This window comes from Thiocapsa sp. UBA6158 (assembly GCF_002423035.1).
GTDB lineage: Bacteria > Pseudomonadota > Gammaproteobacteria > Chromatiales > Chromatiaceae > Thiocapsa.
The window spans coordinates 49336-72222 of record NZ_DIUM01000008.1 but is presented as its reverse complement, the minus strand read 5'-3'; the positions used below and the strand labels follow the sequence as shown (position 1 = coordinate 72222).

The window sequence follows — 22887 nt, the reverse complement described above, 5'->3', positions numbered from 1 at the left end:
CGATGGGCCTCCTCGGATCCGACAACAGTGCTGCCCTGCGGCATGTCTTTCTCGCCAGTCTTCGGCGGCGCCGTTTGGCAACCGCGCTGTCTCTGCTCGCAATCGCGCTCGGCGTGGCGCTCGGGCTGGCGGTGCAGCTCATCCATACCGCCGCGCTCGACGAGCTCGATCGCGGGATGCGCTTGTTGAGCGGCGAGGCCGATCTTCAGGTGGTCGGTCCGCGCAGCGGCTTCGACGACGCGCTCTATGCGCGGATCGCCCTGCATCCGGCGGTGGCTGCGGCGAGTCCGCTCCTGGAGATTCAGGCACGGCTGCCGGGTCGCGACGAGACGTTGCGGGTGTTCGGGATCGATCTCTTCCGCGTCGCGCAGGTCACCCCTTCGTTGCTGCCCGTGGCCGAGACAGCAGAGACGAAGACGGACGATGCCCCCGAAAGCTCCGACGCGGATCGACCCGATCGACTCGCTGCACTCCAGCCCGATGCCGTCTTTTTGAGCCCTGCCGCGGCCACGCGACTCGGGCTGGATGCCGGGGATGAGGTCGCGGTCCAGGTCGGGCTCGGCGAGGCGCGTCTGCGGGTCGCCGGATCCGTGCCCGGCGCGGGGGTCGGGCAGGTGCTGGCCGTGATGGACATCGCAGGTGCCCAGGAGACCTTCGATCGGATCGGTCGCCTCACCCGGATCGATCTGAGACTCGCACCGGGGATCGAGCGCGGGTCGGTGCCGAAGCAATTGCGTACCCTGCTGCCGCCGGGCGTCACACTCCTGACACCGGAGGAGACGGCCTCCGAGGTCACGGGCGTGTCGCGCGCCTATCGGGTCAATCTGACCATGCTTGCCGCCATCGCGCTCCTGACCGGCGGCTTCCTGGTCTTCTCGACACAGTGGCTCGCGGTCGTGCGCAGACGCCGCGAATTCGCCTTCCTGCGCGCGCTCGGGCTCGACCGCGGGAGCCTGCGGCGCGGGTTGCTGGCGGAGGGCGCCTTGCTGGGGGTGGTCGGCGGCGTGATCGGCGTGATCCTGGCCTATCTGCTGACCGCGCTGGCCTTCAGCCTGATCGGCGGCGATCTAGGCGCGGGTTTCTTCCGAGGCGTCGCCCCGCAGATGCGCGTCGAGCCGTTGCTGACCCTGGCCTATCTCGCGCTCGGCGTGCTGGCGGGCGTGGCCGGCACCTGGTTGCCGGCTCGCGAGGCCGCGCAGATGGTGCCCGCCCGCGGCCTGCGGGCGGGCGACGAGGCCGAGGTCTATCAGGCACGTCCGCGCTGGGGTGCGGCACTGATCGCCCTGATCCTGGCCGCCTTGCTCTGTCTGCTGCCACCGGTCGGCGGTGTTCCGGTGTCGGGTTATCTCGCCGTCGCACTCATCCTGGTCGGCGCCGTTCTCGCGATTCCGGGGGCCACGGTCGGGGCGATGCGGCTCTTGCCGGCGCGGGGCTCGCTCGTCACCCGGTTGGCACGGGCGCGCCTCGCCGCGGCCCCGGGTCAGGCGGTCGTGGCGGGTGTCGGGGTTGTCGCCAGCGTCGCACTGGCGGTGTCGATGGCGATCATGGTCGACTCGTTCCGTGACTCGCTCGACGACTGGCTGACCCGGATGCTCCCCGCGGATCTCTATCTACGCGCATCCGACTCGGGCGCGAGCGGCTATCTGGATCCGGACGCCGTCGCGCGCGTAGCCGCGCTGCCGGGCGTGGCGGCGGTACGCCCGGTGCGCTTCGAGAGCCTGCGCATCGGCGAGGTACGCGAGGCGATCGCGCTGATCGCCCGACCGGTTCAGGACACCTCGGGTCTTCCGCTCGTCGCCGGTACGCTCGATCCACCCGACGGGCCGGGTACGGATCCGCCGACCTGGATCTCGGAGGCCCTGGCCGATCGGCTGGACCTCGGGGTCGGGGATCCACTCGCCCTGCCCATCGGCGAGCAGCTGCAAATCTTTCGCGTCGTCGGCATCTGGCGGGATTACGCACGCCAGCAAGGAGCGGCGGTGATCGAGCTTGCGACCTTCCGCGCCTTGACCGGCGATCGGCGTACCAATGATCTGGGTCTGACACTGGCGCCCAAGGCCGATCCCGTCCAGGTGATGACCGCCATCCGTGCAACACTCGGCGATCGGGTCAGCGAGATGATTTTGCCCGGAGAGCTGCGCGGCATGATCCTCCAGGTCTTCGATCGCACCTTTCTGGCGACTTATCTGATGCTGGCTGTCGCGGTGACGATCGGGCTCTTCGGCATCGGGACCACCTTCGCCGCGCTTGCGAGCAGTCGTCGCAAGGAGTTCGGGATCCTGCGTCATCTGGGTCTGCCGCGATGCCGGATCGGTGCACTCCTGGCCTTGGAGGCGGCACTGACCGCCGCGGTCGGCGTCGGCGTCGGCCTGGTCGCCGGCGGAGCGATCGCGCTGATCCTGATCGAGGTCATCAACCCACAGAGTTTTCACTGGAGCATGGACATGCAGCTTCCGTTCGGCCTGCTGCTGGTTTTCGGCTCGGCGATGATCCTACTCGCCGCGCTCGCCGCCAGACTCGCGGGTCGGCAGGCGATGCGGCAGGACGCGGTACTCGCGGTTCGGGAGGATTGGTGATGCGCGCCTGGCTTGCGCTGGTCCTGATGCTGGGCTGGCCGATCTCGTCCGTCGCGGCGAGCGACTTTGCCACGGTCGTCGAGGGGCGTTCCTTGGCCTTTCCCGCGGACACGGGCGCGCATCCGGATTTCCGCACCGAATGGTGGTACATCACCGGCTGGCTGACCGACGAGACCGGCAGCGAGCGTGGATTCCAGGTCACCTTCTTTCGGGTCGGGACCGGCATCGGCGCGGACAATCCGAGCCGCTTCGCACCGCGCCAGCTCATCCTGGCCCATGCGGCAATCGCCGATCCGGCCGCCGGGGCCTTGATCCATGCCGAGCGCATCGAGCGTGCGCTCGATCCCGTGGCCGGTGCAGCCGTCGGGCGGACCCGCGCCTGGATCGGCGATTGGGAGCTGGTGCTGGAGGAGGAGGGCACGCAGTATCGGACCCGCATCAGGTCCGACGCCTTCGATCTTGACCTCGCGCTGGCGCCGCCCGGCCCGCCCCTTCTCAACGGCCGCGAGGGCTTCAGCCAGAAGACGCCGGATCCGAGCAATGCGAGCTACTACTACAGCCGTCCGCAACTCGCCGTCGACGGGCGCATCCGCATCGAGAGGGCGGACCTGAAGGTCAGCGGACATGCCTGGCTCGATCATGAGTGGTCGAGCGAGATCATGCCCGCAGAGGCGCGAGGCTGGGACTGGATCGGCATCAACCTGCACGACGGCGGCTCGCTGATGGCCTTCCGGATGCGCACGGACGACGGCTCGCCGCTCTGGGCGGCCGCGACGCTGCAGGAGGGCACCGCGCCGGCGCGGATCCTCGTACCCGAGCAGGTGCGCCTTCTCCCTCGGCGCCGCTGGCAGTCGCCGCGCACGGGCGCCGAGTATCCCGTCGAGTGGACCCTGGAGATCGAGGGGCGGACCCTCCGCCTGGAACCTTTGATGGACGACCAGGAGCTCGACGGTCGACGCTCGACCGGCGTCGTCTATTGGGAAGGTGCGGTCAGAGTTTACGACGATGAGCGTGAGATCGGACGCGGATATTTGGAGATGACGGGATATGCGCAACGGCCGGACAACCTCTGAATAAACCGCATCCGGCATGACATGTGAGGAGCGAGTGGGCACGCGGGATCCCGGGTGCGGGCGACGTCGGCTGTGACGCGGTTTATGATTTGATTTCGGGGGATGCGGGCCGGAGATTTTGCCGAGCCGTGCGAGGCACAACCAAATGTCGCCTCGTAGGTTGGGCAAAGCGCAGCGTGCCCAACGGCTCCCTGCCATTCTGGCGCGGGATCGGGTCAGAGGGGACCAGAGGCCCCCGTCTGCCCACAGAACCGTGCGTACGGGTCCGTACACGGCTCCTCACGCAAGGCGTATCCACTGACTCACATCAAACCAGTGCGGTAACTGCTTGTCCGAACGAATGGCTTGTCCCAACTCCCCAATGAACCAGCCGACCGGGTAGGCCCGTGTCACCGCGAAGGTGTTTGAGAGCGCCCAGCGGCCCTTGTTGGAGAACACTGCGCCGGCCGCCTGGCGGCGTGGTACGCCACGCTTGACCAGTTTGCGGAAGAGATTGCGCCGGCTCTTTTGTTGATCCACCAGGCGGGACCGCAATCGTCGCCGAATATGGGCTTCGATCTTCTTGAGCTGGGCGGGGTAGTAGGTCATCGCAAAATAGCTCGACCAGCCCACGTACCAGCTGTTGATCCGCTCGATGCTCGTCTCCAGAGCCAGGTGGGTACCCCGCGGGGTCAGTTCCTTGACCTTGTCCATTGCCGCTTGCAGGGCCTTGCGGGAAATTGCAATGGTATCCCCCACAATGGTTAGCCCCGGAAACTTGACCCGATCCGAACGGGCCACTTGGCTTTTGTCGCGGTTCACCACCAGTTTCAATCTCTTCTCGATGTATCCGCCGATACTCGCCATCACCCGCTCGGCCGCCTTGGGCGTCTTCACGAAGATGTTGCAGTCGTCGGCGAACCGGCAAAATTCAAGGCCGCGTCGTTCCAGCTCCTTATCCAGCTCGTCCAGGACGATGTTGCTGAGCAGGGGACTGAGCGGACTGCCTTGAACGGCCCCTTCCGTGGAGGGGGTCACCAGGCCGTTGGCCATGATGCCGCTGCGCAGGATCAGCCCGACCAGGCGCAGGATGCGCGTGTCGGGAATCGTCTGACCCAGGCGGGCGATCAGCCGATCATGGTGAATTCGGTCGAAGAATTTCGACAGATCCAAATCCACCACATAGGGCTTACCCCCGGCCACGATCCGCCGAGCCGACTCAAGCGCCTGGCCTTGGCTCCGCCCGGGGCGAAAACCGTAGCTGTGCGCGGAGAACAGCGGCTCGAAGATCGGCTCCAACAGCAATTTCAGAGTGGCCTGAACCACCCGATCACGCACCGTCGGCACCCCCAACAGGCGGATGCCGTGGCCACCGGGCTTGGGGATCTCCACCCGTCGCACCGGTGAGGGTTTGTAAGTCCAGCTTTCCAACTCCGCGGTCAGCCGGCTTAGCTCTTCGTCCAGACGTCACTCGAACTCGGCAATCGTCACCCCATCAATGCCGGGGGCTCCTTTGTTCTTCCTCACGTTCCGGAATCCCGCCGCCAGGTATGCCCCGGCACACAGGTCCTCGAAGAGTCTGCGCTCGTCAGTCAATAGGTCTCTTCCGCTCATTTCACTCATCTCTTTGCATGGGCCTGTCAGCAACCACGCCGACGATTCACCCGATGTCTACGTCTCGGACACTCGCCGGCCCCACTTGGGCTGGTCTCGGACCCACAGTCTGTAACAAGCTTCATCGACCGCTTACGTGTTCAGCCCTTCACCTCCGACGTCCCTGTCGCTGACCCGGTGTTTTACCCTCGGCGGCGTCACCGCAACCTCATCGGCACCGGACTTTACGATGACTACGGCTTCGTCTGCAGGCCCCCGTCCCATCACGCACGCGTCTCCGCGTCGCTTAGGGCTTAAGGTGTCGGAGTTACACCGACCCGGAATCGACGGCCCTTCACCGGGTAAGCTAGTCGCCTCTGTTCCCGCCCACCGACCTTCTCTACGCACAGGGATTACGAGGAGATGATCGGGCTTCGGTGGTCCAAGGCACCTCGCCCAACCCTGTACGCCTCATCAAAGGTTCGCTCTCGCTTAGGTGGCGAGTTTGGACTCCGGCTTCCTTCAGATCCCTCATTGGCTCCCCTCCGGTAGCGGCCTTGCCATCACCCTCCTCCGTAAGGGGCAGGGGGAGTTTCTTCGGGCACCCTTGCCTTCGCCTACGTGTTCCCCTCTCCCAAGGGCCACGGTTGGACTTGCACCAACTAGCCGACTAGCATGCCGGTCACACTTGGGCACGCTGCGCTTCGCCCAACCTACCTTCAATTGCCGTTTTCGGGCTCGACGATTGCCCTGATGCGGCCCTTCGCGAGGCGTGCCTCGATGAGTGTGCCGGGCGGAGCTTCCTCGGGTGCTCGCACGATCTCGCCGTCCGGCAGGCGGGTGACGATGGCGTAACCGCGGGCGATTGTCGCCAGAGGGCTGCGGGCCTCCAAGCCGGCGACGGCACGCATCAACCGCTCGAGCCGTGTCTCGGCGAGACGCGTGCGGGCGCGGGCCAGGCGCTCGGCGAGCGCATCGACGGCGATTCCGAGCCCCTCCAGACGTCGTCCCGGCGAGACGAACATCAGACGCGCCGCCGCCGGGCGCAATCGAGACTTCGCCCGCGCCAGCCGATTCGATAGGAGCGAGACCAAGCGCTGCTCGAGCTGGTCCAGACGCTGCGCACGCTGCTGCAGGCGCGCGGCCGGGTGGAGCAACGCCAAGTGACGCACGACGGCGTTCAGCCGCTGGCGGGCGGCGAGGCGATGACGCGCATGGGCCGCGTCCAGACGCCGACTCAAGGCGACCAGGCGGTGACGCAAATGCTCGCCCGAGGGCGCCACCAGCTCGGCCGCTGCCGAGGGCGTGGCCGCACGTCGGTCGGCGACCAGATCGGCGATGCTGATGTCGCTCTCGTGCCCGACCCCGGTGACGACCGGGATGGCGGAGGCGCGAATCGCACGCGCGAGGGCCTCGTCGTTGAAGGCGTTGAGGTCTTCGAGAGAGCCACCGCCGCGGGCCAGGATGAGCACGTCACACTCGGCGCGGCCATTGGCCGCCGCCAACGCGGCGAGCAGCGACGCCGGGGCGGCCTCGCCCTGCACCTGAGCCGGATAGATGACCACGGGCAAGGCCGCGAACCGGCGCTTCAAGACGGCGAGCAGATCGCGCACCGCGGCCCCGGTGGGCGAGGTGATCAGACCGACCTGTCGCGGGAAGGCAGGAATCGGCTGTTTGGCGACCTCGTCGAAGAGACCTTCCGCGGCCAGCTTGCGCTTCAAGCGCTCGAACTCGAGCCTGAGCGCACCCTCGCCACCCGGCTCCATGTAGTCGATGACCAATTGAAAATCGCCGCGCGGCTCGAAGAGCGTCACCCGGCCGCGCACCAACACCTCTTGACCGTTCGTCGGGCGGAAGTTCAGGAGCATCCGCTTGGGCCGAAACATGGCACACCGAACCTGAGCCGCTGCATCCTTGAGCGTGAAATAGATGTGGCCCGAAGCCGGCTGGGCCAGATTCGACAGCTCGCCTTGGACCCAAAGCACGGGGAAGCTCCCGTCGAGCACCGCCCGCACCTCGCTCGCCAAACGGGCCACGCTGTAGATATCGCGGTGATCGTCGAGGGCACGGGCAGATCGTTCGAGCGGCATGGGCAGGATTCGCAATCAAAGGCTTCGATGAGATCGACGTCGGACGGAGTTTACCTGCGCCCGTTGAAATTCTATACTTTCGGGTTATTTTCCTGTTCTGGTCACTGATTGCGGAGCCTCCCCCATGCGCCTGATCCAGGAAGCACTCACCTTCGACGACGTCCTCCTTGTTCCGGCGCACTCGCGGGTGCTCCCGAACGAGGTCGATTTCCAGACCAAGCTGACCCGCGGAATTTCGCTCAAGATTCCCCTTGTCTCGGCCGCGATGGATACCGTCACGGAGGCGCGCCTGGCGATCGCAATGGCGCTGGAGGGCGGCATCGGGATCATCCACAAAAACATGAACGCCGAGCGCCAGGCCCGCGAGGTCATGGCGGTCAAACGCTACGAGAGCGGGATCATCCGCAACCCCATCACGGTCGGCCCCGGAACCAGCATCGGCGAGGTGATGAAGCTCACCCACGCGCACAACATCTCGGGCGTGCCGGTCACGGAGAACGGCCTGCTGGTCGGCATCGTCACGGGGCGGGATCTGCGCTTCGAGACCCGCATGGCCGAGCCGGTCTCGACCATCATGACCCCGCAGGAACGCCTGGTGACGGTGCGTGAAGGGGCAAGTCGCGAGGATGTGGTACGGCTGCTTCACGAACACCGTATCGAGAAGGTCCTGGTGATCAACGACCGCTTCGAGCTGCGCGGCCTCATCACGGTCAAGGACATCCAGAAGGCGAAGGACTTCCCGAAGGCCTCGCGCGACGCCCAGGAGCGGTTGCGCTGCGGGGCGGCCGTGAGCGTCGGCAAGGGAACAGACGAGCGCGTCGCCGCCCTGGTCGAGGCCGGGGTGGACGTGATCGTGGTCGATACGGCACACGGACACTCCCAGGGTGTGCTGGATCGGGTCGAGTGGGTCAAGGTCCGCTACCCGGAGGTTCAGGTCATCGGCGGCAACATCGCGACGGCGGATGCTGCCCGTGCGCTGGTCGACGCAGGTGCCGATGCGGTGAAGGTCGGCATCGGGCCCGGCTCCATCTGCACCACCCGTATCGTCGCCGGTGTCGGCGTCCCGCAGATCACGGCGGTCGCCAACGTCACCGAGGCGCTGGAGGGCACGGGCGTCCCCCTGATCGCCGACGGCGGTCTGCGCTTCTCCGGCGATGTCGCCAAGGTCATCGCTGCCGGAGCCAACAGCGTCATGATCGGCGGACTCTTCGCCGGCACCGACGAGGCACCGGGCGAGGTCGAGATCTATCAAGGACGCTCCTACAAGTCCTATCGCGGGATGGGCTCGCTCGGTGCCATGGGCTCTTCGGAAGGCTCCAGCGATCGCTACTTCCAGGAAAATACCGAGAAGGAAAAGCTGGTCCCGGAGGGCATCGAGGGTCGCGTGCCTTACAAGGGCAGCGTGCTGAACGTCATCCATCAGCTCGTCGGTGGTCTTGGCTCGAGCATGGGCTACACCGGATGCGCGACGATCGAGGAGATGCGCACCAAGCCCCAGTTCGTGCGCGTCAGCACGGCGGGGATGCGCGAGTCGCATGTCCATGACGTGCAGATCACGAAAGAAGCGCCCAACTATCGCATCGACAGTTGACGTCATGTTCCGGATTGCGCTCGGGGCGCAATCCGGCGCATGCCATCAAGATGCTTTTTTATGATCCTGGCATACCCTAAGGTGATTTCCGGGAATGGATCGGCTGGCGTATCGGTGCGAATTTATTCGCACGCACAGCCCTTCAGTTCATTCGGGCATGCGCAGACGGGACGCTGATTTCCGTAAATCACCTTAAAGATGCCGTTGCGACCGATCATCGTCGCCCCCTTGCGGAACCCTCTCCACGCCATGACCAATATCCACGCCGATCGCATTCTGATCCTCGACTTCGGGTCGCAGTACACTCAACTGATCGCGCGCCGTGTGCGCGAGGCAGGGGTTTACTGCGAGCTGCACCCGCATGACATGGGTGCGTCGGCGATCCGTGATTTCGCACCGAGCGGCGTCATCCTCTCCGGTGGTCACCAGTCCGTCCATCAAGAGGAGACACCGCGCGCGGATCCTCTGGTGTTCGAGCTAGGCGTGCCCGTGCTGGGCATCTGTTACGGCATGCAGACAATGGCAGCCCAACTCGGCGGCAGCGTCGCGCCTGCGACCCATCGCGAATACGGCTATGCCCAGGTGCGAGCACGCGGGCACTCGCGCCTGCTGCGCGATATCGAAGATCACACCAGCCCGGAGGGCTACGGCCTGCTGGACGTCTGGATGAGCCACGGCGATCGGGTCGAAGCCCTCCCCGCGGGCTTTCAGGTCATCGCCGAGACCACCAACGCGCCCTTGGCCGGCATTGCCGACGAGGAGCGCCGCTTCTACGGCGTGCAGTTCCATCCGGAGGTGACCCACACCCGCCAAGGCCAGCGGATCATCGAACGCTTTATTCGTGAGATCTGCGGCTGCGGACGTCTCTGGACGCCGGGCAACATCATCGAGGACAGCATCGCCAAGGTGCGCGATCAGGTCGGCAGCGACGCCGTCCTGCTCGGGCTTTCGGGCGGCGTGGACTCCAGCGTCGTCGCCGCCCTGCTCCACCGCGCCATCGGCAGCCAGCTGACCTGCGTCTTCGTCGACAACGGCCTGCTGCGGCTCGGCGAGGGCGATCAGGTCATGAGCACCTTCGCACGCCATATGGGCGTGCGGGTGATCCGAGTCGACGCCGAGGACCGCTTCCTCGGCCGTCTCAAGGGCGTGACCGACCCGGAGCAGAAGCGCAAGATCATCGGCAACACCTTTATCGAGGTGTTCGACGACGAGGCGAGCAAGCTCGCAAACGTGCAATGGCTTGCCCAGGGCACCATCTACCCGGACGTGATCGAATCCGCCGGGGCCAAATCCGGCAAGGCCACCGTCATCAAGTCACACCACAACGTGGGCGGACTGCCGGAAGAGATGAACCTCAAGCTCGTCGAGCCACTACGCGAGCTCTTCAAGGACGAGGTCCGCAAGATCGGCATCGAGCTCGGCCTGCCCTCCGAGATGGTCTATCGCCATCCCTTCCCCGGGCCCGGCCTCGGCGTGCGCATCCTGGGCGAGGTCCACAAGGACGACGCCGTCACCCTGCGCAAGGCCGACCACATCTTCATCGACGAGCTGCGCCGCGCCGGCCTCTACGATCAGGTCTCTCAAGCCTTTGCCGTTTTCCTGCCGGTACGCTCCGTCGGCGTCGTCGGCGACAAGCGCCAATACGCGCATGTCATCGCGTTGCGTGCTGTGGAAACACTCGATTTCATGACCGCGCGTTGGGCGCACCTCCCCTACGAGCTCCTGGACTTGGTGTGCCGGCGCATCGTCAACGAGGTGCCCGGCGTCTCCCGCGTCGTCTACGACATCACCGGCAAACCGCCGGGGACGATCGAGTGGGAGTGACCGCGCAGCATAGAAGGCCGTAGCCGAACAAGATCGGCCCAGGTAGCGCGTCGCTCCTTAGACCGGCTACTTTGGGGACTCGTGACACCCGCTCCGTGGTGTCACGCATGCCCTAGGAGCTCCGCGCCACCTGCCGATTCGGCCGCATTCCCAAACCAGATCTGCGATCGCAATGTCATGGATCGAGCGCAAACCTCCGCCGAGGCGCGTGCCTCGTCAGCGGAGCGCGGGAGCACGGCCGAATACTTCGGAAGCCGCGCGGCTCAGCTTAATTGATGGACCCTTCAAACGACACCGACGAGCACTGGATGCAATTGGCCCTGACCCTCGCCGACCGCGCCGCGGCGGAGGGCGAGGTCCCGGTCGGCGCGGTCTTGGTCCTGAACGACGCGGTCATCGGCGAGGGCTGGAACCGGCCGATCGGGACCCACGATGCAACCGCCCATGCCGAGATCCAGGCCCTTCGCGACGCTGGGCAACGCCTCGGGAACTACCGCCTCCCCGGCACGACCCTCTACGTCACCCTCGAGCCCTGCGTCATGTGCGCCGGCGCCATCATCCATGCACGCGTCGGCGAGGTGGTCTTCGGCGCATCGGATCCGAAGGCAGGCGCCTGCGGGAGCCTCTTCGACATCCTGCCGTCGGACGGGCGATTCAATCACCGCACCGGATGCCGCGGAGGCATCCTCGCCGAGGCGTGCGGCGAGACGCTGCGTAGCTTCTTCCAATCCAGGCGCCGACGACAGACGATAGACAAGTCAGGTTCATCGACTTACACTTAACAGCTTGTCGAAAGCGAGGAACTCGCACGACCGACAATCCTGGAGAGGTGCCGGAGTGGCCGAACGGGCTTGACTCGAAATCAAGAGAAGGCGCAAGCCTTCCGTGGGTTCGAATCCCACCCTCTCCGCCATTCAGAAAAAAACAGCCTTTAGATTCAGCGCCTTGAAAATCTCTGCCTGATCCAGTCCACCTCTGAGTCCACCTTTCTGCATTTGCTTGACCGGTTTTCGGCCTGGATTGACCCTCTTTCGAACCGTCGGTGCAACAACAACCCATGTAAAAACGGGAAAACGAGAGCGCGCCGAGGTCGAACTCCTCCCCGGTTGCGAGAGTCGCTCGGAGGGACCCGAGTCTTACCCCGTGCCCTCGTTCACGTCGACGTCTGTGGTCTGCGCCGACGCCTTCATCATGCGGGTGATGCCGCTGGCGTTGAGGACCGCGACCGCGCCTCGGAGCCGGATCGTCGGGTCAGGGTAACGAAGACTCTCCTCGATCACGTCGAGTGCAAGGTGAAGCATTTCGCCCATGCGACCGATGACCTCGCTGTGCGCGTCGGCGGTGATCCGCTGCACCAGCGCCGCGAATGCCGGTTTCCTTCTCCACCTGCTGATGGTCGATTCGTCGACGCCGACTTCATCGGCCACGTCGCACGCCTTGCAGCCGCACGCGAGCTGTCGCGCCGCCTCGATCTGCACCTCGGTCAGTCCGCTGTTGATGTCGACCGGCTCGGTCATGACGATGCCCTCGGTGCGATTTTCAAGAAACGCTGAGAATTTTTTGCTCTAGCCTACCAGCGCACGCGCAAAACCCGGCTCGTTGACCTCCTCAACGGGACCCGTGCCTTCGTGAGCGCCTCTCTGAGCCGTCGCCACGCCTTGCCTTTGATCCTGCCGCCTGTTGCTGCGCCGGCTCCTCTGGCGGGAGCCATGCCTTTAGGATGGTCTGCATCGTGTCGAGCGTGGGTGATTCGATTCGGTCTGTCATGCGGGTCGAGGGAAAAAGGGGCCAGGCTCAATTCATTCAAAATAGCAACTCGCCCTGCCCCGCAGCATCGGCCGATGGCGGCTCGTCCTGCTTGCGCGGCCTGCCCCGCTTACGCAATTCACGGCGCTGGCCGGTCATCGCTTCAATCTCCCGGTAGAAGCGATCGTTGCCGATGGGTTGATCTTGGTTGATGGCCAGCCGCAGATCGCCGAGCGGTTGGTCCTCGAGCGCTCCGCCGAACAGCTCCCGATAGGCGGCACGACGCGTTTCCTCGCCATTGCCGAGTCCGAGGTAGAGCGCATGCGGCGTCAGCAACGCGTCCGCCTCGCCGAGCGCGTTGGCCCGGTAGCTGGACCAGCGGTAAAGGGCGGGGCCCGCCACTAGGCCTGCGCGCACGGGGTTCAGCTCGATGTAGCGCTGGCAGAGCAGCAGATAGGTGTCGGCCTGGACCAGGGAGGATTTGTAGCGGCCGTCCCAGAGGGTGCCGGTCCGCCCGTAGGTGTGGTTGACGTACTGCACGTAGCGACGGCCGACCGAGATCAGCACCTGCGGCACGCGCTTGGCCTCTTCCGGCGTCAGCAGCAGATGGACATGGTTGGTCATCAGCACGTAGGCGTGCAGCCGGCAGCGCTCGCGCATCAGTGCCTCGTGCAGCCAACCGAGGTAGGCACGCCGGTCTTGGTCGTCGAAGAAGCACGCCGCGCGGTTGTGGCCGCGCTGCACGATGTGCAGCGGCAAGCCGTCGATATGGATGCGTGTGCGGCGGGGCATGGGGCGCAAGCATAGCAGAAAGTGAGCCTGGCCCCTTTTTCCCCCCGAGTCCTCTCCCCCTGCCCCGCCCCACCGCACGGCGCATCCCAATAAAGCACCCCCATCGGCAAGCCCAGCAGTCGATGCCTGAGATTGATCAAGCGCCCCGAGCCGGCAGTCGCAGAGCAGGATCGCCCGATCCGCGCCCTGCTCCACACACTCGACGAAGCCCTCGGCGGTCTTCGGTGGACCCATGGTCAGCACAGGTCACCGTGCCCCCGAAGCGCTCCTTCGGTCGGGCCGGCATCTCCATGGGCGGTTAATGGCGCAGACGCCCCGTGCCGAGACGCGCATTGCGGCGACAGTGTGCTTGGGATACGGTGTTCGACGACGAGGCATGGTAGGCCGCCTGCCCAAGAAACCCGCCGTATGTTTGATCTCTCGCTCATCAGCCCACCGCAGACCGAGATCCGGCGACCGACTCCCGAAAGCCAGCGGCGACAGCATGTCGAACGATCACGCGCCCCCCGCAAGCCCCCTACCCGTCCAGACGCTCGGCACCATGGGTGCGCAGATCACGCAGGTCGTGTCCTTGCTCGGGCGTTTCGGGCTGGGGTTCCGCCTTCATGACGCAGGCCGGCCGATTCCCGGCTCCTATTGGGGTGAATCGGAAGCCGGTCTGGTCGGCGACGTCCTGCATGCTACACCCGAGACGCCTCTGCACTCGGTTCTGCACGAGGCAGGGCATTGGATCTGCATGGACCCGGATCGGCGCGAGCGCCTGCATACGGATGCCGGCGGCGACGACCCGGAAGAGAATGCAGTCTGTTATCTCCAAGTGCTGCTGGCGGACGCCGTCCCTGGTCTCGGGCGCGAGCGCCTCTTCGCCGACATGGATGCCTGGGGTTACAGCTTTCGGCTGGGTTCGACCAAGCGTTGGTTCGAGCAGGATGCCGAGGATGCACGACTCTGGCTCCTGGCGCATGGCCTCGTCGATTCGGCGGATCGCCCGACGTGGCGGGTGCGCCAATGTCCTCCGCCGTCCTATACTTGAGAGATCGGATCCCCGCTGATGTAGGAGTCACCGATGCGTATCGCTCACCTGACCGTCGCGGTTTTGATCATCGTCGCTTCCGCCCCGACCTTCGCATGGGGTCCGTACGGACCGCCACCGCCCGGAGCGGCCTACCTTCCGGCCCCATCGTCCGGCGGATGGGGCGGCCCCGGTCCCTTCGGGGATCCGAATATGCCCTACGGGTGGGAGCCCTTCGGACCGGCGCCATTCATGGGCACGCCTGCGTTGCCTGCGCCGTGGAGCAACCCCTTCGCAGCACAATCGAACGCGCCTTCCGCGCAGCCCGCGGCCTCGAGCCGGCAGGCGAGACATCTGTCGATCGCGCGGCGAGCAACCCCCGACGCCTACCTCGTCGAGATCAGGCTTGCGAACATCGATCCCGCGCAGGTTCAAATCAGTTCAAGAGGGCGCGGATTGAGGATTGCCTATCGGACACGGGCCGAAGAGTATCGGGAAAACGGCTTCGGCGCGGGTGACGGCCGGGGCTACAGTGTCGTGAGCGGGTCGGCGAGTCAGCGTCTGACCTTGCCGCCGGACGCCGACGTCGCGGCCATGTCGCGCGAGGTGACCTCGGACCGGATCCAGCTGCGCATCCCGCGTATGGATCTGCGCCGATCGGCGCCTTGGCTTGGCCCATCGGTGCCCGAGCGTAACGCGAAATCAGGCCAGGACGCAGCTGCACCGGAGTGAGCAGTCATCCCATCGGCTATAGCCGAGGTGGTTTTCGGGGAGCATCGACCAACCCGGGGCGACTCAAGTTGCCCCTAACCCTCGCCCCCTGCCCGGCACTTCACTTACCGCCAACGATCAACCCATCAATCAGGAAACGCCGATGCCGTTCGATACACCTCAGGATGCCGAGGATGCCTTCTACGATGCGCTCGAGGCGGGCGACCCTGCGGCCATGGCCGAGGTTTGGGAGGACTCTGAGGGCATCGCCTGTCTCCTGCCGATGACGCCGCTGGTGATGGGGCGCGAGGTACTGCAGCTGTGGCGATCCATCTTCGAGCAAGCCGGGGCCTTCGACATCCAGGTGCGTCACCTCGCCTGGATCGAGGCCGGAGAGACCGCAATCCACCTGATCGAAGAACGGATGCAGAGCGGGGCACCGGGTCAGCCGGGCCCCGCGATCTATGGCACCAACGTCTTCAGGAAAGGGGCCGATGGCTGGCGCCTGCTGATCCACCAGAACTCGCCGACGCCGCAGGCGCCGAATGCACCGGGGGCTTGAGATCGGACCCGATCACGATGGGCTCGCCGTACGCCTCGATCGGCGCGTCCATATCGCAACGCTCGGCTGTCGGCTCAACGAGGCCGAATCCGAAGAGTGGGCCGAGCGTTTTCGCGACGCGGGTTTTCGCGTGGTCGATGCGAACGCCCCAGCCGACCTGGTGGTCGTCAACACCTGCGCCGTCACACAGGAGGCGGTGCGTAAATCGCGCGGGGTCCTGCGGCGCAGCCAACGCGCCAACCCGGGGGCGCGACTGATCGTCAGCGGCTGTCTCGCCACGCTCGGGGACGGGGCCATTTCGGCCGAGACCGGGGTCGATCTGATCGTCGCCAATCGCGACAAGGACCGCTTGGTCGAGATCGCGCTCGCCACCCTGAGCCTTCCGGCCATGCCCGAGACGGCCGCAACCGACGCCGCCGGAGCACTCTTCGCGCGCGGCCGTCAGCGTGCCTTCATCAAGATCCAGGATGGCTGTCGCTACAGCTGTACCTTCTGCATCACCACCGTCGCGCGGGGCGCGGAGCGCAGCCGGACCCAGGCCGAGATCATCGGCGCCATCCAACGGCTGGTCGAGCAGGGCATCCGCGAGGTGGTCCTGACCGGCGTGCATCTCGGCGGATACGGCAGCGACTCGGGCAGCACGCTCTCCGAGCTGATCGCGCGCATCCTCGGCGAGACCGGGGTCCCCCGTCTGCGCCTCGGCTCGTTGGAACCTTGGGATCTCGGCGATGCCTTCTGGCGATGCTTCGAGGATCCGCGCCTCATGCCGCATCTGCACCTGCCGCTGCAAAGCGGCTCTGACCGCGTCCTGCGACGCATGGCGCGGCGCTGCAAGACGGCGCAGTTCGCGAGCCTGGTCGAGCAGGGTCGTGCGCGCGTGCCGGACCTCAACATCACGACCGACATCATCGTCGGCTTCCCCGGCGAGGGTTCAGAGGACTGGGACGAGACGCTCGCCTTCGCCGAGTCGATGCGATTCGGTCATATTCATGCCTTTGCCTACTCGCCACGGACCGGCACGCAGGCGGCCGAGATGCCGGGACGGGTCGATAGCCAAACCAAACGTCGACGCTTGGACGCGCTGAAGGAGCTTGAGCTGCGCATGCGCGACGGGGTCCTGCGCGAGCAGATCGGCAAGACCGTCGAGATCCTCTGCGAGGGCAACCCCGACGGCGAGCGGCGGGAGACCCGATTCGGCTACACCCCCAACTACCTGCCGGTGCAGATCACGACGCACGGCACTGCGATCGAAGGCAATCAACTCGTCAAGGTCGGGCTTTCCGGATTGGACGGACGCGCGCTGGCCGGACGGCCGACGCAGCGGTGAACAAGCCGACCTGACCGAAACACCCGAGACCGGACTCAGAGGCCCCGATCGATCTGCTGCGCACGAGCCGCATTGAGCTCGGTAGCGACATAGGCAAGCGCGAGGCCCATCTCGCGCGTCCAGGACAGCTCGATGCGCCAGGCCGACGACGGCGTCCAGACATGCATGGCGACGCCTTCACCGCGACGGATCGCGACCAGACGGCGCCCGGGCGTGGTCGCATCGGGGGAGAAGCGGCTGCGGTCTTCGCCGAGACCATAGATGTCGCGCAAGGCGGCATAGGTCTCCTCGTAACGCAGTTGTGTGGAGACACCGAAGGCGCGCACGACCTTGTAGATCTTGCGGTTGAAGGCAAGCACATAAAGGCGGTCCGGACCATCCACGAACACCAGGGCCAAACTCGCGTCCTGCTCCTGGCGCACGAGCGGAGGCGGGACGCTCTGCAGCAGCGGCCCGACATCTCCGCCCAAACAGTAACGCCCGAATACCATCTTGAGGCACGGCTCGTTGGCGAAGACACCTGACGAGGCAAACGCAGCGATGAGAAGGGTGATTATCGCGGCGATTCGGATTCCCGTTGTTCTGCACATGATGTCTCCGAAGCAATCTTGAGAGGCGCGGGCCATCATCGGCTGCACCCGGCACCTTGAGCGATGAGTGCCGCGCCTTCTCCGACAAGCGGCGTCGCCGCCTCGCGAGTCAACGGATGTAGCGCCAGAGGCGCTCCCCAGAGCCGCTCCATCACCGCGGCGACCTTGGTCGGCTCGCCGCTCGTCCAGAAGCGCTCGGTCCCGACACGGCCGGGCGGCGCCAGCAATCCGGCCTCGCCCAAACGACGATGAACCTGCCGCGCAACGGCAGCGCCGGAGTCCAGCACGGTCGTCCGGGGTCCGGCGATCTCGCCGATCAGCTTGCCCAGGTGGGGATAGTGGGTGCAGCCCAAGACCAGGGTATCGGCACCCTGCGCCAAAAGCGGCTCGAGGTAGGCCGCCAACAGGGTTCGCGTGCGTTCGCCCTCCAGGTCACCGGCCTCGACCCGCTCGACCAGACCCGGACAGGCCTGGAGGAGGATCTCCGGTCCCTCCCCCATGCGCGCGAGCAGCTGCTTGAAGGTGTGGCTTCCCAGGGTCTGTCGCGTCGCCAGAACACCGACCACGCCCGAGCGGGTCTGCTCGATGGCCGGCTTGACCGCGGGTTCCATGGCGATCACCGGCACCGGATACCGGGTCCGAAGCACCCGGGCCGCTGCGCCCGTCGCGGTATTGCAGGCCACGACGATCGCCTTCGCCCCGCGTGCGAGCAGACGCTCGGTGACGGCAACGGCGCGCAGTTCGATCGCCTCGGCAGACTGATCGCCGTAGGGTGCATAGGCGGAGTCGGCGACATAGAGCAGATCTTCGTGCGGCAGCGCGCGACGGATCTCGCGCAGGACCGAGAGACCGCCGACACCCGAGTCGAAGACGCCGATGGGCTGATGCGACGTCATCGCGTGAGTGCTCTTGCCGAAGCCTGTTTTCGGGACATGATGTGAGGCATCAGGATCGCCGTGTTGATTAAAAAAGAGTTTAAACCGCGCCAGCTCCGATAGTCGTCGGAGCTGGCGCGGTCAAGCCACTCCGACACATGACGCATACCGCGCCGGACAGGGTTTAGCCCGGCTCCGCATCGCCGTTCGAGTTCGAAGGCGGACTCACAGATCGAACCGCGCCCAGACCGGACAATGATCCGAGGGCTTGTCCATGCCGCGAATGGCATAGTCGATATCGGCATCCAACAGGCGCTCGCGCAGGGGCGCGGTCACCAACAGATGATCGATGCGCAGACCATGCTTGGGGTCACGCTCGAAGCCGCGCGAGCGATAATCAAACCAGCTGAAGCGGTCGCCGACCTCGGGGTGCACCGTGCGATAGGCGTCAACCAGACCCCAATCGGTCAAGGTCTCGAGCCATTCGCGCTCCTCCGGGAGGAAGCTGCATTTGCCGGTGCGCAGCCAGCGCTTGGCGTTGTCCGCCCCGATGCCGATATCCAGGTCGAGCGGTGCGACATTCATATCGCCCAGCACCACGAGGTTCTGATCGGGCGTGCAGAAGTCGCGCAGATAGGCGGTGAGATCCGCATAGAACTTGCGCTTGTTCGGGAACTTGATCGGATGGTCACGGCTCTCGCCCTGCGGAAAGTAGCCGTTGATGACCGTGATGTCGCCCCCGTCGGGCAAGGGGTAGCGCCCGATGATGGCGCGACGCTGCGCGTCCTCGGCGTCCCCCGGAAAGCCTCTGATGACTGCAAGCGGCTCGACCTTGCTCAAGAGCGCGACACCGTAGTGCGACTTTTGACCGTAGAAGTGCGTCGCAAACCCAAGCCCCCGCACGAGATCGACCGGAAAGGCGTCGTCGGCAACCTTGCACTCCTGCAGACCAAGGACATCCGGATCATGGGCAGCCTTGATCGCTTCGAGCTGATGAGGTCGCGCACGAATTCCATTGATATTAAAGGAGATAATCTTGAACACGACGAAGACGCTCGCTCACCTCGTTGGCCGACATTGCGCGAAAAGGCTACCACGGCGACGGCGGTCATCCAAACCGGTCGTCCGCTGCGTTCGAGCTGCAGGATCCCGATCGAGTCGACGACTCCGGCTGGTGTATCTTGGAGACTCCCACAACAGCCGACCCGCTCTTATGAAGGCGATGATCCTCGCTGCCGGCCGCGGCAATCGAATGCGTCCCCTGACCGACCAAGTACCCAAGCCTCTACTCGAAGCCGGCGGTCGCCCCTTGATTCAATATCACTTGGAACGTCTGGCTGCGGCCGACATCCGCGACGTCGTGATCAACCACGCCCATCTCGGCGAGCAGATCGAGGCAGCACTGGGTGACGGCAGTCGATTCGGCGTCCACATCCGTTACTCACCCGAGCAAACGGCCCTGGAGACCGGCGGAGGCATCTTCAAAGCCCTACCGCTCCTTGGCCCGGACCCCTTCCTGGTGATCAACGGCGACATCTGGTCCGATATCGATCCGATCGGCCTGCACCTCGCAGGAACCGACCTCGCTCACCTGGTGCTGGTCGACAATCCACCTCACCACCCGAGCGGTGATTTCATCTTGACGGGCGGCCGGGTCCGAGTCGAGGGCGACCAAGACGAGCGAGAGAGGGAGAGGCGTCTGACCTTCAGCGGGGTCGGCGTCTACAGCCCGAGCCTGTTCGCAGGGTGTCGCCCGGGGGCCTTTGCGCTGGCACCGCTGCTTCGAGACGCAATGGCGCAGGGCCGTGTCGGCGGAGAGCATCACCGCGGATACTGGCTCGACATCGGCACGCCCGAGCGGCTCGCCGATCTGGATCGACTCCTTCGAGAGTGATCGCAGAGCGCTCGGCATACCCCCTCGACGCCTATCGAGTGGCCCGAGATCCGACCATAATGAAGCCTAAGTCAACCGTCACGGGGGACGAGGGATGGGCCAGGAGATTGCGGGGACGCATTTCACCCACCAGGACTTCGTCGAGTTCGCCGCCCGGCTGCGCGAGGAGACGGCGCTCTTGGAGGACTGGCTCGACTGCGATCGGTTCGAGACATCCGAGCCGACCGCGGGATTCGAGCTCGAGGCTTGCCTCGTCGATCCGCAGATGGAGCCGGCACCGCGGGTGGAGTCGCTGCTCGCAGTCCTGAACGACCCCTTAGTCGTCGCGGAGCTCGCGACCTTCAACGCGGAGATCAACGGCTCGCCGATGCCGCTGACGGGTGACTGTCTGTCTCGACTCGCGACCGAGCTGAGCGAGACGCTGCAACGCTGCGACCGCGTCGCGCAGACGCTGGGGACGCGTCTTCTGGCGATCGGCATCCTGCCGACCGTGCGCCCTCAGCATCTGGGCCTCTGCGCGATGACACCCCGACGGCGTTACCGCGCCCTCAACGAACAGATCTTCGCCTTGCGCCACGACCGCCCCCTGAGGCTCGAGATCGCGGGTCGCGACCGTCTCGCGCTGGAGTGGCACGATGTCATGTTGGAGGCAGCCGCGACCTCGTTTCAGATCCACCTCAAGGTGACACCGGGGGAAGCGGCGCGCGTCTACAACGCCTCGAAGCTCATCAGCGGACCCATGGTCGCCATCACGGCCAATTCGCCCTACCTCTTCGGACATGACCTCTGGGACGAGACCCGGATCCCGCTGTTCGAGCAGGCGGTCTCCCCGGGCGGCCCCATCCTGCAGGAACGCGTGAGCTTCGGCTTCCGGTATGCCGAGCGTTCCATCATGGAGACCTTTCGCGCGAACCTGGACCGCTATCCGGTCCTGCTCCCGCACCTCATGGCGGAGGAACCGCAGGCGTTGGCCCATCTGCGTCTTCACAATGGTACCATTTGGCGTTGGAACCGCCCGCTGATCGGCTTCGATGCGGCACGGCGAGCGCATCTGCGCATCGAGCACCGTGTGGTTCCGGCCGGTCCGACGGTGTCGGACATGATCGCCAATGCGGCCTTGTATCTCGGTGCCGTGCGCGATCTGGCCGATCAACCCGAGCCGCCTGAATCGCGGATCCCCTTCCTGCACACCCGCGCGGCCTTTTATGCCTGTGCACGCGAAGGACTGGATGCCGAGATTCAGTGGCTCGACGGCGCGATCCTGCCGGTCACAGGCATCCTCCGAGAGGATCTCTTGCCCCGAGCGCGGCGCGGGCTTCAGGCTGCAGGCATCGACCCGCTGGAGATCGCGCATTGGCTCGGCATCCTCGAGCGGCGGCTCGAAACGGGCCGAAGCGGCGCGCGTTGGCAACGCGCCTGGGTCGCGCGTCATGGCCCCGACATGGCCGGCCTGACCGGCGCCTACCTGGAGCAGCAGGGCTCGGGGCGGCCGGTACACGAGTGGGCCTTGCTCGGCTGATCGCATCGCGCCGAAGCCACGGATCACTCGCATCGACCACGACAGGCTCGACGGATACCCACACCAACTCGCGAATCGACGACCAAGACGCCATGCTCCAAGAGTTCGATCATCTTCCCGAAGGCATCCTCGAGGCCAAAAGCCATGAGCTGGATCGGCTGCTCGGCGCGCCGACCTTGATCCATCTGCCCGGCGCCCGCGAGCCCGCACTCTTCGTATCGGTACTCATGCACGGCAACGAGACGGTCGGGTGGGAGGCGATCCGCGCTCTGCTGCGCGAACGGCTCGAACGCTTCGGCGAGCTGCGCTTGCCGCGCGCTCTGAGCATCTTCATCGGCAATGTGAGCGCGGCGGCATCGGGGGTGCGGCGTCTGCCCGGACAACCGGACTACAACCGAGTCTGGCCCGGCACCGATCGCGCTCACACCCCCGAGCAGGATCTCATGGCGGAGGTCGTGCGCATCATGGCCGAACGCGGACTCTTCGCCAGTCTGGACATCCACAACAACACAGGCTCGAATCCGCATTACGCTTGCGTGAATCGAATCGACAACCGGTTTCTGAACCTCGCCAATCTGTTCGGGCGCATCGTCGTCTATTTCACCCGACCGGTCGGGGTACAGTCGCTTGCCATGGCCGAGCTGTGTCCGTCCGTCACGGTGGAATGCGGCAAGGTCGGGGAGCAGCAGGGGATCGAGCACGCCCGCGGCTTCATCGAAGCCGCGTTGCATCTCGCTCGCATCTCGCCCCATCCGGTCGCCCCGCAGGATATCGATCTCTTCCACACGGTTGCCCAGGTGAAGATCCGAGAGGATGTCGGGTTCGGATTCTCTCCGGAGGAGGCCGACCTTCAGCTCAATCCGGCCTTGGAGCATCTCAACTTCTGCGAGCTGCCCCGAGGCATGGCCTTCGGTCGCATCGCGCCGGGCTTGGGGATCGGTCTGGACGTGCGCGACGAGCACGGCAGGGATGTCGGCGAGCGCTATTTCCACGTCGAAGACCATGAGCTGCGTCTACGACAACCCGTGATGCCCTCGATGCTGACGAGCAACCAGGTCGTCATCCGCCAGGATTGTCTCGGTTATTTGATGGAACGCTACAGCGACCATCTACCGACCCAAGACTGAGGCGAT

The 22887-nt window shown here is 65.5% G+C and carries 19 protein-coding genes and 1 tRNA gene; 13 read left to right on the top strand and 7 right to left on the bottom strand.

Annotated features, from left to right (window positions below; translation table 11 throughout):
• The first annotated feature begins 2 nt into the window (after window positions 1-2).
• Together B4N44_RS01600 and B4N44_RS01595 are read left to right on the top strand one after the other, a co-directional pair.
• Window positions 3-2576: an ABC transporter permease gene (locus tag B4N44_RS01600; protein WP_296696145.1), complete on the top strand. Its 2574-nt coding sequence runs from the start codon at window positions 3-5 to the stop codon at window positions 2574-2576.
• Window positions 2576-3649 (top strand): lipocalin-like domain-containing protein, encoded by a 1074-nt coding sequence (locus B4N44_RS01595; protein ID WP_296696141.1) that lies wholly within the window; start codon window positions 2576-2578, stop codon window positions 3647-3649. Before B4N44_RS01600 ends, B4N44_RS01595 begins: the two co-directional genes overlap by 1 nt.
• 279 nt (window positions 3650-3928) lie before the next feature.
• On the opposite strand, the gene ltrA is transcribed toward B4N44_RS01595, so the two are convergent.
• Both ltrA and xseA read right to left on the bottom strand, forming a co-directional pair.
• Entirely contained in the window at window positions 3929-5092 is a 1164-nt protein-coding gene (ltrA, locus tag B4N44_RS01590) for a group II intron reverse transcriptase/maturase (RefSeq protein ID WP_296696189.1), read from the bottom strand.
• An 848-nt stretch (window positions 5093-5940) separates the two neighbouring features.
• Entirely contained in the window at window positions 5941-7311 is a 1371-nt protein-coding gene (gene xseA / locus B4N44_RS01585) for an exodeoxyribonuclease VII large subunit (RefSeq protein WP_296696137.1), read from the bottom strand.
• A gap of 124 nt (window positions 7312-7435) precedes the next feature.
• Here xseA and guaB point away from each other — a divergent pair, with 124 nt between their 5' ends.
• The 4 genes from guaB to B4N44_RS01565 all read left to right on the top strand — a co-directional run bounded on the left by guaB (window position 7436) and on the right by B4N44_RS01565 (window position 11639).
• Window positions 7436-8902, top strand: coding sequence for an IMP dehydrogenase (gene guaB, locus B4N44_RS01580; RefSeq protein ID WP_296696134.1), 1467 nt, complete (start codon window positions 7436-7438; stop codon window positions 8900-8902).
• Between the two features lie 249 nt (window positions 8903-9151).
• Window positions 9152-10726, top strand: coding sequence for a glutamine-hydrolyzing GMP synthase (gene guaA / locus B4N44_RS01575; protein ID WP_296696132.1), 1575 nt, complete (start codon window positions 9152-9154; stop codon window positions 10724-10726).
• Window positions 10727-11001: 275 nt separating this feature from the next.
• On the top strand, window positions 11002-11508 hold the full coding sequence (gene tadA / locus B4N44_RS01570; RefSeq protein WP_296696130.1) for a tRNA adenosine(34) deaminase TadA: 507 nt from the start codon (window positions 11002-11004) through the stop codon (window positions 11506-11508).
• Window positions 11509-11549: 41 nt separating this feature from the next.
• Window positions 11550-11639 (top strand) — tRNA-Ser (locus B4N44_RS01565).
• A gap of 223 nt (window positions 11640-11862) precedes the next feature.
• Here the strand turns inward: B4N44_RS01565 and B4N44_RS01560 are convergent.
• Together B4N44_RS01560 and B4N44_RS01555 are read right to left on the bottom strand one after the other, a co-directional pair.
• Window positions 11863-12243 (bottom strand): hypothetical protein, encoded by a 381-nt coding sequence (locus B4N44_RS01560; protein ID WP_296696127.1) that lies wholly within the window; start codon window positions 12241-12243, stop codon window positions 11863-11865.
• Window positions 12244-12529: 286 nt separating this feature from the next.
• Window positions 12530-13264: a transposase gene (locus tag B4N44_RS01555; RefSeq protein WP_296696124.1), complete on the bottom strand. Its 735-nt coding sequence runs from the start codon at window positions 13262-13264 to the stop codon at window positions 12530-12532.
• Window positions 13265-13748: 484 nt separating this feature from the next.
• Between B4N44_RS01555 and B4N44_RS01550 the strand changes: the two genes are divergently transcribed.
• From B4N44_RS01550 to mtaB, 4 genes are all read left to right on the top strand, one after another.
• Window positions 13749-14297 (top strand): hypothetical protein, encoded by a 549-nt coding sequence (locus B4N44_RS01550; protein WP_414718109.1) that lies wholly within the window; start codon window positions 13749-13751, stop codon window positions 14295-14297.
• A gap of 33 nt (window positions 14298-14330) precedes the next feature.
• Window positions 14331-15008, top strand: a complete 678-nt coding sequence (locus tag B4N44_RS01545; RefSeq protein ID WP_296696121.1) for an Hsp20/alpha crystallin family protein — start codon at window positions 14331-14333, stop codon at window positions 15006-15008.
• A 142-nt stretch (window positions 15009-15150) separates the two neighbouring features.
• The gene (locus B4N44_RS01540; protein WP_296696119.1) at window positions 15151-15549 is read left to right on the top strand and encodes a YybH family protein; all 399 of its coding nucleotides are present in this window, start codon (window positions 15151-15153) and stop codon (window positions 15547-15549) included.
• Window positions 15533-16876, top strand: coding sequence for a tRNA (N(6)-L-threonylcarbamoyladenosine(37)-C(2))-methylthiotransferase MtaB (mtaB, locus tag B4N44_RS01535; RefSeq protein ID WP_296696115.1), 1344 nt, complete (start codon window positions 15533-15535; stop codon window positions 16874-16876). The genes B4N44_RS01540 and mtaB overlap by 17 nt, the downstream gene beginning before the upstream one ends.
• Window positions 16877-16911: 35 nt before the next feature.
• Here mtaB and B4N44_RS01530 read toward each other — a convergent pair whose 3' ends face one another.
• From B4N44_RS01530 to xthA, 3 genes are all read right to left on the bottom strand, one after another.
• Window positions 16912-17367 (bottom strand): hypothetical protein, encoded by a 456-nt coding sequence (locus B4N44_RS01530; protein ID WP_296696111.1) that lies wholly within the window; start codon window positions 17365-17367, stop codon window positions 16912-16914.
• Window positions 17368-17501: 134 nt separating this feature from the next.
• Window positions 17502-18362: a glutamate racemase gene (gene murI / locus B4N44_RS01525; protein WP_296696107.1), complete on the bottom strand. Its 861-nt coding sequence runs from the start codon at window positions 18360-18362 to the stop codon at window positions 17502-17504.
• A 204-nt stretch (window positions 18363-18566) separates the two neighbouring features.
• Window positions 18567-19385: an exodeoxyribonuclease III gene (gene xthA / locus B4N44_RS01520; protein WP_296696103.1), complete on the bottom strand. Its 819-nt coding sequence runs from the start codon at window positions 19383-19385 to the stop codon at window positions 18567-18569.
• A 169-nt stretch (window positions 19386-19554) separates the two neighbouring features.
• Between xthA and murU the strand changes: the two genes are divergently transcribed.
• From murU to B4N44_RS01505, 3 genes are all read left to right on the top strand, one after another.
• Window positions 19555-20235, top strand: coding sequence for an N-acetylmuramate alpha-1-phosphate uridylyltransferase MurU (murU, locus tag B4N44_RS01515; protein ID WP_296696101.1), 681 nt, complete (start codon window positions 19555-19557; stop codon window positions 20233-20235).
• A gap of 94 nt (window positions 20236-20329) precedes the next feature.
• The gene (locus B4N44_RS01510) at window positions 20330-21754 is read left to right on the top strand and encodes a glutamate-cysteine ligase family protein (protein ID WP_296696099.1); all 1425 of its coding nucleotides are present in this window, start codon (window positions 20330-20332) and stop codon (window positions 21752-21754) included.
• A gap of 92 nt (window positions 21755-21846) precedes the next feature.
• Window positions 21847-22881: a M14 family metallopeptidase gene (locus B4N44_RS01505; protein WP_296696098.1), complete on the top strand. Its 1035-nt coding sequence runs from the start codon at window positions 21847-21849 to the stop codon at window positions 22879-22881.
• Window positions 22882-22887: the final 6 nt, after the last annotated feature.

Coding starts and splice junctions, on each gene's coding strand:
- B4N44_RS01600 (WP_296696145.1), top strand. CDS start 3: ATGGGCCTCCTCGGATCCGACAACAGTGCTGCCCTGCGGCATGTCTTT.
- B4N44_RS01595 (WP_296696141.1), top strand. CDS start 2,576: ATGCGCGCCTGGCTTGCGCTGGTCCTGATGCTGGGCTGGCCGATCTCG.
- xseA (WP_296696137.1), bottom strand. CDS start 7,311: ATGCCGCTCGAACGATCTGCCCGTGCCCTCGACGATCACCGCGATATC.
- guaB (WP_296696134.1), top strand. CDS start 7,436: ATGCGCCTGATCCAGGAAGCACTCACCTTCGACGACGTCCTCCTTGTT.
- guaA (WP_296696132.1), top strand. CDS start 9,152: ATGACCAATATCCACGCCGATCGCATTCTGATCCTCGACTTCGGGTCG.
- tadA (WP_296696130.1), top strand. CDS start 11,002: ATGGACCCTTCAAACGACACCGACGAGCACTGGATGCAATTGGCCCTG.
- B4N44_RS01560 (WP_296696127.1), bottom strand. CDS start 12,243: ATGACCGAGCCGGTCGACATCAACAGCGGACTGACCGAGGTGCAGATC.
- B4N44_RS01555 (WP_296696124.1), bottom strand. CDS start 13,264: ATGCCCCGCCGCACACGCATCCATATCGACGGCTTGCCGCTGCACATC.
- B4N44_RS01550 (WP_414718109.1), top strand. CDS start 13,749: ATGTCGAACGATCACGCGCCCCCCGCAAGCCCCCTACCCGTCCAGACG.
- B4N44_RS01545 (WP_296696121.1), top strand. CDS start 14,331: ATGCGTATCGCTCACCTGACCGTCGCGGTTTTGATCATCGTCGCTTCC.
- B4N44_RS01540 (WP_296696119.1), top strand. CDS start 15,151: ATGCCGTTCGATACACCTCAGGATGCCGAGGATGCCTTCTACGATGCG.
- mtaB (WP_296696115.1), top strand. CDS start 15,533: ATGCACCGGGGGCTTGAGATCGGACCCGATCACGATGGGCTCGCCGTA.
- B4N44_RS01530 (WP_296696111.1), bottom strand. CDS start 17,367: ATGGTATTCGGGCGTTACTGTTTGGGCGGAGATGTCGGGCCGCTGCTG.
- murI (WP_296696107.1), bottom strand. CDS start 18,362: ATGACGTCGCATCAGCCCATCGGCGTCTTCGACTCGGGTGTCGGCGGT.
- murU (WP_296696101.1), top strand. CDS start 19,555: ATGAAGGCGATGATCCTCGCTGCCGGCCGCGGCAATCGAATGCGTCCC.
- B4N44_RS01510 (WP_296696099.1), top strand. CDS start 20,330: ATGGGCCAGGAGATTGCGGGGACGCATTTCACCCACCAGGACTTCGTC.
- B4N44_RS01505 (WP_296696098.1), top strand. CDS start 21,847: ATGCTCCAAGAGTTCGATCATCTTCCCGAAGGCATCCTCGAGGCCAAA.